This is a genomic window from Brasilonema bromeliae SPC951 (assembly GCF_012912135.1).
In the GTDB taxonomy this organism is placed as follows: Bacteria; Cyanobacteriota; Cyanobacteriia; order Cyanobacteriales; family Nostocaceae; genus Brasilonema; species Brasilonema bromeliae.
In genome coordinates this window covers 1-10,642 of the sequence record NZ_QMEB01000154.1, presented here as the reverse complement: position 1 = coordinate 10,642, position 10,642 = coordinate 1, and the positions used below count along the sequence as shown (strand labels likewise).

Annotated in this window: 10 protein-coding genes, 1 pseudogene and 1 riboswitch; of the genes and pseudogenes, 4 read left to right on the top strand and 7 right to left on the bottom strand. The window is 40.8% G+C overall.

Annotated features, from left to right (window positions below; translation table 11 throughout):
* Both DP116_RS29480 and DP116_RS18520 read left to right on the top strand, forming a co-directional pair.
* Positions 1 to 171 (top strand): high light inducible protein (locus DP116_RS29480; protein WP_169156574.1); only part of this gene is annotated, 171 nt, incomplete at its 5' end.
* Between the two features lie 70 nt (positions 172 to 241).
* The gene (locus DP116_RS18520) at positions 242 to 454 is read left to right on the top strand and encodes a high light inducible protein (protein WP_169156570.1); all 213 of its coding nucleotides are present in this window, start codon (positions 242 to 244) and stop codon (positions 452 to 454) included.
* An 811-nt stretch (positions 455 to 1,265) separates the two neighbouring features.
* On the opposite strand, the gene DP116_RS18515 is transcribed toward DP116_RS18520, so the two are convergent.
* From DP116_RS18515 to ntrB, 4 genes are all read right to left on the bottom strand, one after another.
* On the bottom strand, positions 1,266 to 1,952 hold the full coding sequence (locus DP116_RS18515) for a universal stress protein (RefSeq protein ID WP_211173369.1): 687 nt from the start codon (positions 1,950 to 1,952) through the stop codon (positions 1,266 to 1,268).
* Positions 1,953 to 2,054: 102 nt separating this feature from the next.
* Positions 2,055 to 2,891: an ABC transporter ATP-binding protein gene (locus tag DP116_RS18510; RefSeq protein WP_169156569.1), complete on the bottom strand. Its 837-nt coding sequence runs from the start codon at positions 2,889 to 2,891 to the stop codon at positions 2,055 to 2,057.
* 110 nt (positions 2,892 to 3,001) lie between these two features.
* A complete protein-coding gene (locus DP116_RS18505; protein WP_169156568.1) occupies positions 3,002 to 4,414 on the bottom strand; it encodes an ABC transporter substrate-binding protein in 1,413 nt (470 codons plus the stop codon).
* 330 nt (positions 4,415 to 4,744) lie between these two features.
* Positions 4,745 to 5,596, bottom strand: a complete 852-nt coding sequence (gene ntrB / locus DP116_RS18500) for a nitrate ABC transporter permease (RefSeq protein ID WP_169156567.1) — start codon at positions 5,594 to 5,596, stop codon at positions 4,745 to 4,747.
* A gap of 97 nt (positions 5,597 to 5,693) precedes the next feature.
* A riboswitch (cyclic di-AMP (ydaO/yuaA leader) is annotated at positions 5,694 to 5,889 on the bottom strand.
* A gap of 252 nt (positions 5,890 to 6,141) precedes the next feature.
* Between ntrB and DP116_RS18495 the strand changes: the two genes are divergently transcribed.
* Positions 6,142 to 7,335 carry a sensor histidine kinase gene (locus tag DP116_RS18495; RefSeq protein ID WP_169156566.1) on the top strand — a complete coding sequence of 398 codons (1,194 nt, stop codon included), beginning with the start codon at positions 6,142 to 6,144 and terminating at the stop codon, positions 7,333 to 7,335.
* A gap of 18 nt (positions 7,336 to 7,353) precedes the next feature.
* Here the strand turns inward: DP116_RS18495 and rnc are convergent, their stop codons facing one another.
* From rnc to DP116_RS18485, 3 genes and pseudogenes are all read right to left on the bottom strand, one after another.
* Entirely contained in the window at positions 7,354 to 8,046 is a 693-nt protein-coding gene (gene rnc / locus DP116_RS29475) for a ribonuclease III (protein WP_422614234.1), read from the bottom strand.
* Between the two features lie 93 nt (positions 8,047 to 8,139).
* Positions 8,140 to 8,514, bottom strand: a pseudogene (locus DP116_RS29470) (Swt1 family HEPN domain-containing protein); the annotation flags it as partial.
* Between the two features lie 515 nt (positions 8,515 to 9,029).
* Positions 9,030 to 9,782, bottom strand: a complete 753-nt coding sequence (locus DP116_RS18485; RefSeq protein WP_169156564.1) for a phycobilisome rod-core linker polypeptide — start codon at positions 9,780 to 9,782, stop codon at positions 9,030 to 9,032.
* Between the two features lie 627 nt (positions 9,783 to 10,409).
* On the opposite strand from DP116_RS18485, the gene DP116_RS18480 reads away from it, so the two are divergent.
* Positions 10,410 to 10,642: hypothetical protein (locus DP116_RS18480; RefSeq protein ID WP_169156563.1), on the top strand; the 233-nt coding region annotated here is incomplete at its 3' end.

Below are 10,642 nucleotides of genomic sequence, written 5' to 3'. Positions count from 1 at the left end.
GTTGCTAAAGCTTACAACGGTGTAGATCGTAACGCTTTTGTGTTTGGTTTGAACCCCCAAGCTGAACTATGGAATGGTCGCTTGGCAGCGATTGGTTTTCTAGCTTACTTACTTTGGGATTTGGCTGGCTACAGCGTCCTGCGCGATGTTCTGCACTTGATCGGCTACTAGTCAGAAATTTTGTGAAAGTGCATGCTACGTCTGTTTATCAAATATCAACTGAACTTTAGAGGAAAAAACAATGCAAACTCCTGAAACTCGCCCCTCTACTGATTTACCACCTGTTGCTAAAGCTTACAACGGTGTAGATCGTAACGCTTTTGTGTTTGGTTTGAACCCCCAAGCTGAACTATGGAATGGTCGCTTGGCAGCGATTGGTTTTCTGGCTTACTTGCTTTGGGATTTGGCTGGCTACAGCGTCTTGCGTGATGTTCTGCACTTCATCGGCTACTAGTCAGAAATTTTGTAGACGCGAGAAACAAAGTCCCCGACTTCTCACCAGAGGTCGGGGATTTTGTTTTTCAATTCTCACAACTCCTCAACGGATTGCGATAGATACCCTATCCCCCACGCCAGAAATTGCATCTGCTTTTTAGAAGCAGTTTGCACTTGTTTTGGTGAGCCATAAGGAAGTTATTGATAATATTTTACATCTAATTCAGAATTATTAGCTAGTAGTCTGCCACAGCAACTTTGCCAAGTAAACTCATTTCTAGACTCATCCTCTTTTCTCTTCACTCTGCGCTCTCTGCGCCTCTGCGGTTCATTCCTTTGCCCCTCAAAGTTGCCTTGGTGGAGTACTAGTCTGATCACAATTTTCTGAGACGAGTGAGTACTTGCTAAAGCCTCAACCGTTTAGCTTTCAGGCAATTTCTCCTGTTGATACTCAAAATCTATATCCTCACACGAGTTAATAATATTTCTTTATAAATGAGTAGTTGCTTATTACTAAATTTCCTAGTATAGTTATCAAGACAGTTAGAAATATATGTCAATAACTTTTCTAGCCGAGGTCAATAGACGAGTACCAACCAGCTAACAGTTCCAGAAAGTAAACAATTTTCCTCCTCTGACTTAGCCCAAAAACATACAAGCTAACAGGCAACAAACCATAACCGCTGTACACAAGTCTTGTGTACAGCGGTTTTACTTTATGAATTTGAGTGCGTTGTATATTAGAGCTTTACCAAGAAATGGTATTACGGACACGCACTCAAATTCGCTTCGGTTGCTGGGGACGGTGATTTAATCGGACATAATATCACTCATCCAAAAGGGACAAAATTTGGTATACCCAGTACTGAACAAGGGAAGTTAGAACCAAGCTGTTGAACTATTGGATGATCAACAGAGTTACAGCCGAGTAAGAGTAAATTAGCAGCTTCTGATTTAACAACTTTCCTCAGTTCCTTGGCAATACAACCAAAGCGAAGATGAGCTTTAAAAGAACTTTTCCATTCTGCAGCTAGACAACTTGCTTGGCGAAGAATACATTCTGCTTGTGCAAATTTATCTATCAACATTTCTTGGGAACAGGCTGCGTTATCCTGCATTTTTAGTTGAGTTGTCACACCTGTATCAAAGCCAACTAAGGAGAAGCTGGTTGAACAGTGTGGTGGATTTTGTTCCGTAACACGCTGACTGACAAATTTCTCTCTTTGCAAAACGTCTCCACGATGACTTCTCTGATGTTCCTCTATCACATAGACAACTTGAACTGTCACTTGCGCCTTTGTGGCTAAACGTGTTTGATGAGCCATTAATAAGGCAATATCTAACGCGGTATGACTGTTGGGAGAGCTATTATAACCAACGATTAAATTGACTGATTTTGCGGATTGATCTTGTACAGACAAAGGTTTTTCTGGCACGGTGATGAGTACCATTTGCTCAATTAAATCGTCTCTTCCAAGCGCATTCTGCAGACGCACCAAGATAGGTTTAAGATTCATAACTTTATTACCACCACTAAGAAAAATTTACAAAAACAATAACTCGTTTGTCGTTTATAAACCGTAATTGACTTGAAAATGACGAATGACGAATTTTTTCAGTTACTCGTCTTGGGTGAAATACCGATCCAGGAAGTTGAGCGCGTAGTTGCGGAGTTCGTAGTATTCTTTTGAGTTCCTCATGGCATTGCGATCGCGTGGATGAGGAAACGGTACTTCCAGTATCTCCCCAATATTAGCCGCAGGTCCATTAGTCATAAGAACAATGCGATCTGACATATAAATAGCCTCATCCACATCATGGGTCACCATCATGACCGCCTGTCGGTGATTTTCCCAAATATCCAATACTTGCCGCTGCAATTTTCCGCGAGTTAGTGCATCTAACGCTCCAAAAGGTTCATCCATCAGCAACATTTTTGGGCGAATTGCCAATGCTCTGGCAATACCCACCCGCTGCTTCATACCACCAGAAATTTCATCAGGATATTTATCTGCTGCAGCTGTTAAATTTACCATTGCTAGGTGTTCGTTCACAATGCTAATTTTGTCAGTGCGATTGGCATCTTTGAGCACTTCGTCTACAGCAAGCCGGATATTTTCCCGCACAGTTAACCAAGGTAAAAGCGAATAGTGTTGAAACACCATCATGCGTTCAGCCCCTGGTTTACGAATTTCTTTGCCATCTAACCGCACCAAGCCAGAAGTCGCTTTTTCTAATCCTGCTACAATCTTCAAAAGTGTGGATTTACCGCAACCAGAGTGACCAATAACAGAAATATATTCATCTTCCCCTACTGTCAAATTAACGTTATCTAAAACAACAAATTGATTGCCATCAGGTGTTGGATATGATTTGTGTAAGTTTTCAATCTCTAGAAATCCACGACTAGGTGAAGTCGTATCATAGGCATCTTTTGAGAAAGAGGTAGATTTCATTTGACACTCCTACAACAGTCTATTTATTAGTGATTTATTATTAGTTTCTAAATCAAGTCATTCATGAATGACAAAGAACAGTCTACACAATCAAGTTTAATTTGCTCATCTTAAGACATAAAGAAAGATTTAGGACTGTTAGCTCTAATTTCAAAACTCTTAAGATATCCCACTGGATCACTGGGATCAAAAGCTTTTTTATCGATAAAGAGTTCCGCTTGTTCTACCTTGTAATCTTCTTTTGGACATTCAATTCCCATTTCAGCAGCAATTTCTCGATACAAGTCAGTTCGCCAAGCTTTACGTGCCAATTCTTGAGCATTTTTTGGTATTTCTTTAATTTGTCCCCAACGAGCCGACTGAGTCATTAGCCAAATACTTTGAGATTGCCAGAGAAAAGTGGAATGGTCATTTGGTGCTTTGACAAGGTTCGCAGGTTTATCAAAGAATATTGTCGTTTCCGGTGCTTTCCAAACTCGTTGTTGACCATCAAAACCACCATAATTGTAGTCACCAACAATAGCTGGTTTAGTTAATTTGAGCTTTGCTCCTGTAAATGACTTTTTCGTGAGAATTTGAGCGACTTCTTCCCGGTTTTTTGTGTCGCTACAATAGCGACAAGCTTCTATCATTGCCTTCACCAAAGAACGATAAGTTTTAGGATTTTCTTTGATGAAAGACTCCATCACACCTAAAAGTCTGTCTGGGTGTCCTTGCCAAATTTCTCTACCTTGAGCGAAGGTGAAGCCAATTCCGTCATTGCCAGAAATTGCCCGTGAATTCCAAGGTTCCGCCACCATATATCCTTGCATCGCCCCAATTCTCATATTTACTACCATCTGGGGTGGTGGGATAATGATAATGCGAAATTCTTTATCAGGAGCAACTCCAGCAGCCGCCGCCAAGTAGCGGATAAAGTATTCATAAATTGCTGAACTCAGCACCACTGCCCAAACTCGTTTCTCAGATGGTAATTTTTCAAAGTAGTTGCGAAAATCTCGTCCGAACTCTTCTAAATTGCCGTTATAGTCTCGCCAAGGACGCAACCCAGACTCCCACATTGCTTTATTCATCGTCATCGCATTACCGTGACGGTGAATTGTCATAGCTGCACATAAGGGAGCATGACGTGCGCCTTCTGCACCGGTTCTCGCATTTGTCACCGCACCACTCACCACTGGCGAAGCATCAAGGCGTCCAAAAATAATGCCGTCACGAGACGTACCCCAGCTGGCTTCACGGCTGAGGGTGACATTTAAACCATACTTGCGGAAAAATCCTTTCTCCCAGGCTATAGCAAAGGGAGCGCAGTCATTCACCGGCACATACCCTACTGTAATGTTAGGTTTTTCCAGTGTCTTCGGGTCTACTACTGGTTCGGTCGCCAACGCCGCTTTTGACAATTCTTTAGGGGCACGGTTAGCATTAATGGCACAAGAAGAAAGTCCAGTCGCAAATGCTGTTGCTCCCACTCCTGTGATAAAGTCTCGTCGCGTCCAGTTATTTGTGTTATTGTGACTCATAAAAAACCTCCTGCAGCGGCGAAATGACTCAGAATATTAACTACGAAGGTACAAAAGTTCTTGTTTCGGCTGTCACAGATTTCATTTCTGTAGAGTTCCAGCAGGTAGGCTGCTTGTTAAACAGTGAGTTTTTTCTTTTAATTTTGAATACTTATCTCCCTTAACCCATACAATTCATCAGCTATTTAAAAAGATTTCATGCATGTCAAATTTGCATCGATGAAACAGATGTCCCAACTGTAACGCACCTTTATCAGAGGCAGTCAGATGAGGGTGCGATAACGCAGTGAAATCTATTATGTTTATCAATGACTGACCGCTAATAAATAACTAATTTGAAGTTATTGGGCGACGAGTAACAAAAGCTTGTATTCTGCCAATAGCGTAATCCAGGAACAAACCTGTTAAACCAATGACTAGCACAGCAAGAAAAACGGAATTGAGATTTAAGCGACTCCACTCATCCCAGACAAAAAAGCCAATTCCAATACCGCCTGTCAGCATTTCTACAGCAACGATAACCAACCAAGCAATTCCTAAACTAATTCGCAAACCTGTAAAAATGTAGGGTAAACTTGCAGGCCAAATAATTTTTGTAATTCTTCGCCAACGGGGCATTTCTAGAACTCGTGCCACATCTATATAATCCTTGGAAACACTAGAAACTCCCAGAGCAGTGTTAATAATTGTTGGCCACAAAGAAGTGATAAAAATCACGAAAATTGCTGATGGATCTGCCAAATTAAAAATCGCAAGAGCAATCGGAAGCCATGCCAAGGGTGATACGGGTTTGAAGATTTGGATAATGGGATTAAGAATCATCATTGCCGTTCTTGACATCCCGATGAGAAAACCAACTGGAATTGCTACTAAAGCACCTAGAGCAAAACCTAGTAAGACCCGTCGGATACTTGCTATTAACAGCCAGCCGATACCAAGGTTACCTGGTCCTCTTTGGAAAAATGGGTTAAGGATATAATCTAAATTAGCTACTAACGCCTCAGGTGGAGTAGGCATTAACTCATGGTTTGCAAGGGCAATAATCCACCAGACAACAATAACGCCCAAAAAACCAAGCAGAGGTAGTAAGACAGTATCCCGTACAATAACGGGTTTAGCGCGTTTCCAAGCTGTTCGACTAGCAACCGCCAAAATGGCAGCTACATTCAGTTGCAATATCATTGGTGACCTCAACAGATTCAAGTGCGGGTACAATTAATCCGAGCAGTACCAGCCAAGGATACTGATGAGATCAGAGCATTACAATCATGCTGTCTCTTCAGTCTCCTCTCATTGCCTACGAAGTTAGCTGACGGGCTAGGGTTGAGAGATACCCTTCTATTAGAAGAAGCAAAAAACAAGAAGCGAAAACATACATCTACTCTTTGTTCCTTCTAGCTAAGATACGCCCCATACGTTGGTTCCTCCGCTCCAACTTATGCAATGCAATTCATTGGATTAGGCTGACTTACTCTTATTTATGATAAATGTAACACCAGTAAATAATAGCGTCAAGCAACCCTAGGATATACTTTTTTTGGCTAAAAAACAAGTCTTGTTAGAAAGAAAATTCATTGATCTTTAGATGGATAAACATCACCCGTATATTATGTACTTTTATTTCTAATTATTACATGTTTTTAGTAAATACAATGTAGTACTCCTATGCTTAAGATCTAAATAATAGAATGATTTATTCTATTTGTATGTTTATCCACCCATGAGTGATGAAAGATTTTAGTCAATTGCTGCGGGATAAAACTCAGAAGATTATAAAACAGTGGGTGGAAGCTGTTCGTCGGGATAAAAAGATTTCCAGCACCAATAATCTAACTCGTACAGCCATTAAAAATCATGTTGACCATGTCCTCTTGGCGCTTGCAACTGTGCTTTCTCAATATCAAGATGATGAAGTCCAACCCTTAGTTCAGGCAAGTTTGCATCATGGAACTCTTAGGGCTGAACAAGGTTTCGATGCAGCAGAAATTGCACGAGAGTATCGGCTTTTGCGTAATACTATATTTGTTAATTTAGAACCAGAATGGCTGAAAGCATCAGCACAAGAAGTGATGCGAGCCGTGCATTTGATTGATATGGTGTTGGATGAAGCAATAGCCTATTGTTTCCAAAGTTACACACAAGAGCGATTAACAGAACTAGAGCAGCTGCAAAATCAGTTAACCCTTAATAATCAGGAACTAACTCGCTTAGTGCGAGCAAATCAAGATAATTTATCGTATCTAGCGCACGAACTCAAAAACCCATTAACTTCAATTATTGGTTACTCAGATTTGTTTTTGCGCTTACAACGCCAAAAATCAGAAGAAAAAGATTCCTTTACCCATCTAGAACACATTGACCGCGTGTTACGCAGCGGGAGACAATTACTTCACCTGATTAACGATGCACTAGAGATTTCTCGCTATGATGCCGGGCAAATGAAACTACACTCAGAGCCAATCAATGTGCATGAATTAATCAGAAATGTTTACGAAATGCTGGAGCCTTTGGCTAGTCATAAAAATTTACAAATTATTATTAATTGCAACCGTGCTCCTAACGAAGTTGTAACAGACGCATTACGATTACAGCAAATTGTAACGAATCTTGTTAGTAATGCGATTCGCTACACAGAGTCAGGAACGATAAAAATTAAGTGTAAAACTTTAGACATTGACAAGTGGAGTGTTACAGTTTCCGATACTGGAATTGGAATTGAGCCAGAAAACCAAGTACAAATTTTTGAACCCTACTTTCGCATTGGTTCTGCTAGTAAATCCTTCCTTCCCGGAAGTACTGGCTTGGGCTTGGCAATAGTTTCACGGCTGGTGAAACTGTTGCAGGGTGAAATAAGCTTAGTCTCGCAGATGGGAGTTGGTTCTACTTTTACTGTGACTTTGCCGTTAAAAGTAGAAGTGTGAGATACCTCAAACTCACCTTCATTGTTTTAGCCTAGCCAGCGCATCCTCAGCCGCAGCCTTCTCCGCATCTTTCTTGTTGCGACCTTTGCCTTCTCCATACTCTTTATCTCCCACAAATACTTTAGCTATAAATTCTGGAGCGTGAGAAGAACCACCTACTTGAACTGTGATATATTTAGGCGGTATTTGAGTGATGTTGCGTTGCACCCATTCCTGAAACCGATTTTTAGAGTCTACATTTGAGCGAAACTCCACAATACTTTCAGGGACAGAATCAAACAGCGGTTCTACAACAGCACGCACTGCTTCAATATCATAATTGTTGTCTATGTAGTAAGCGGCGATCACTGCTTCAAAGGCGCTACTGAGTAAATTGGGATTTTGGTAACCTCGTTCTAAAGTTGCACCTTTACCTAAAAGCATTCTGGAGTTTAAGCCAACCTCAATTGCAAACTTTGCCAGTTGCTTTTCATCAACCAGCGCAGAACGCCGACGAGTTAACTCATCTTCTCCCTTTTGTGGATAACGACGATAAAGGTATTCACCACTTAAAAAAGTCAACAAAGCATCACCGAGAAACTCTAGACGTTCGTTGTGTTCTCCTTCTTGGGGGTTTTCATGGACATAAGAACGGTGTGTCAGCGCACGGCGCAAAAGAGAAATATTTTGGAAGCTTTGTTGTTTAATAATTTCAGCTAATGTTTCTGTAATAGCCGCTTTTTCACCTGGCGGAGAAAGAAGTTTTTCTAGTATTTTTTGCTTGTGTTGTTCTGCAACATTTGCCTCTAATATAGAGATAGCTTTGAGAAGTCGAGTTATTGTGTCGAGAGTGCGATAAGTGTCATCAACTGAAAAGCGAGATTGATGCTTCCAAGTCTTGGTGGTTTCAATGAGTTCACTAACAAAAGCACGCTCAGTGTTACCTAATTTTTTGCTGAAGACGTTATCCCACTGCCCTACTATAACTTCTAATAAAGCAGAAACATCATCACGTAGAATGTCTTCTAAGTTATCTTTTAGGTTATCTTTTAGCACTGAATAACAAGACATACATGATAGGGCAATTGTGAGCCAAACCTCACCATAGACTTTTTGCATCTCCCTTTTTATATAAGGGTACAAAGCTTGATTTAAAAGAGTTAAACTTCTGCCAACTTGTTCGTGGTTGCTCACAGCCATCTATTCATTGAAAGTAGTATTTTACTAAATATTTATTCTATAGATTTTCTTTACTTGTGATAATTTTTTATGTAATCTTCCTAGTTATCACTAGGAATATATTGATAATATTGCCACCTCTTCAAAAAAAAAGAATTCGATTGCCAAGAATAATCCACAAAGTTGCACCTGGTATCTATCAGGTTTACTAAATTATAGATTGTTGCCATAGACTGGCAAATTAAAAAGTGTTTAGCTTGCTTTGAAACCAAGACTCTAGATGCTTGTGCGACAGCAAAAACACAAATCTTAGGCTTTGAATTCGTTGCGAAATCTCAGACCACCTACTGTGTTTCTTCACAGAGTGATAAATAACGTTAGTAAGCCGAAAAATCAACTTGAGCAAATAAGGAGCCAGATTTCAGAACTCAAGATTCAGAAAAACCTTTTCTGAACCCTAGCACCTGAATTCTGACTCCTCTATCTTGGAAGACTACACTCACGCTGTATCGTGTTTGCTAAATAAGCAGCCCTAATTACCGGCGGCGATAAGGTACTGCTTTTTCGTAATCAATGTTGTAAGGCGAGATCTGTTGCGGAGGATTACCTGTTGGATTAATACTCTGAGCCATTGATGCAAACAGAGCTGGATCACCTGCCTTAGGCTGCTTGTCGGGTGGAGTGTAGCGACGTACAATGGTTTGCCAGATAATTTGCGGGAAGCCGAGTTTCGCACGATAGTATTCATCGTAGCGCGGAGACTTGATGTTGAAGGGCAATTCGCTGGCTCCTGAAGGCAGAACCCGACGACGCTGGTAGGGAACAATGGTGTCACCAAAGTTCTCTAGGTATTCGTCGCTGTTGAGCAGATCATTGATGAAGCCAGCCCGACCTTTGGTTGCTACCACGATTGACCAAGCAATTTTTTCCCGTTCGCTGTAAACATCGCGTCCCAAAATCCGCTGAACACAATGCTCAACAAAGCGGTAGTTGCTGTTGAGGTTATAGAAGCTACCAGTGAAGGTGTTGGACAAAGCCAATCCACGAATAAACTCACGGACGGTAATTTGTCCACTGCGGAGCTGCGACTCCAAAAAACGCTCCCGATCAGACTCAAAAGCATGGAAAAATATCTGACGGTAGGCTGCCTCGATTAAGTTATCGAGGTCAGTAGCAGAAAGCAAGTTGTCAGTAGAGAAGATTCTGGGTTGTTCATCACCCGGAACTTCGTAGCCAGCAACACGATTATTTTGACTTAAAGGCGCATACTCTAGCAGAGGAATAGCCACGTTTAATAACTTCCTTCTTACTAAACTTTACAAGTTTTCCTCATCATAAGGTTAAAATGGTCTAAAGTTTTCAGGAATCTGATAAAACATTACACTCCTTAACATTTAGAGAAAAGCCTTATAAATTCAAGCTTTCATCTAGTGGAGATGACATCACTTTGGCACGTTTTGTATAGATGTGTCTCGGTTTTGATGAGTATCAAAGATGCTGGCAAGCTGTTCACTATTCCAAAGCGTATCACTGGGAAGAACCCACTTGTAGCTTCTAAATACAGAATGGCACAAATTGGTACATGAAACAAAGAATTAGGTTGGAATGAATCAGCCTTGCTGCTGTAACGGGGGTTCGCCCGAGTTTGCAACACTGAGATACGAAATTTTGCTCCTGTTCCCTGTTAAGAGTTCCCTGCATTTCTTAAAAAGAAATTATCCAAAAACAAAATAGCGCTCACCAAGAACTCCCTTCACCCTGGTGTAGATGGTATTGCATTTATAGAGGCTTTGTTATCCTTCAGCAGAATCAGCCTTAATTTTTCGTTTCACTGCGTAAATCCTTTTTTCAACCAAAGTCTCACAGTAGACATTCCCTAGTTTTCTTAGGGAACGAGAAATGAGGAACGTGAAACAATGTTTTGGAAATTCGTAATTAGTGCTTTACTGTTGCCCTGTTGTCTTGGATTAGAGGTAGCCACAGCATCAGTCCAAAAAGGAATTCAGACACAGTTAAACTATGAAAAATTAGGAACACAAGTTGCTCAGATTGAAGATAATTCGTTAACTCAAGCAGATTGGGAGACTGATACTGATACTAAGTTGCAGTCAAATGTGGTAGGGTATAAAAAGGGATTACGAAAACAGAC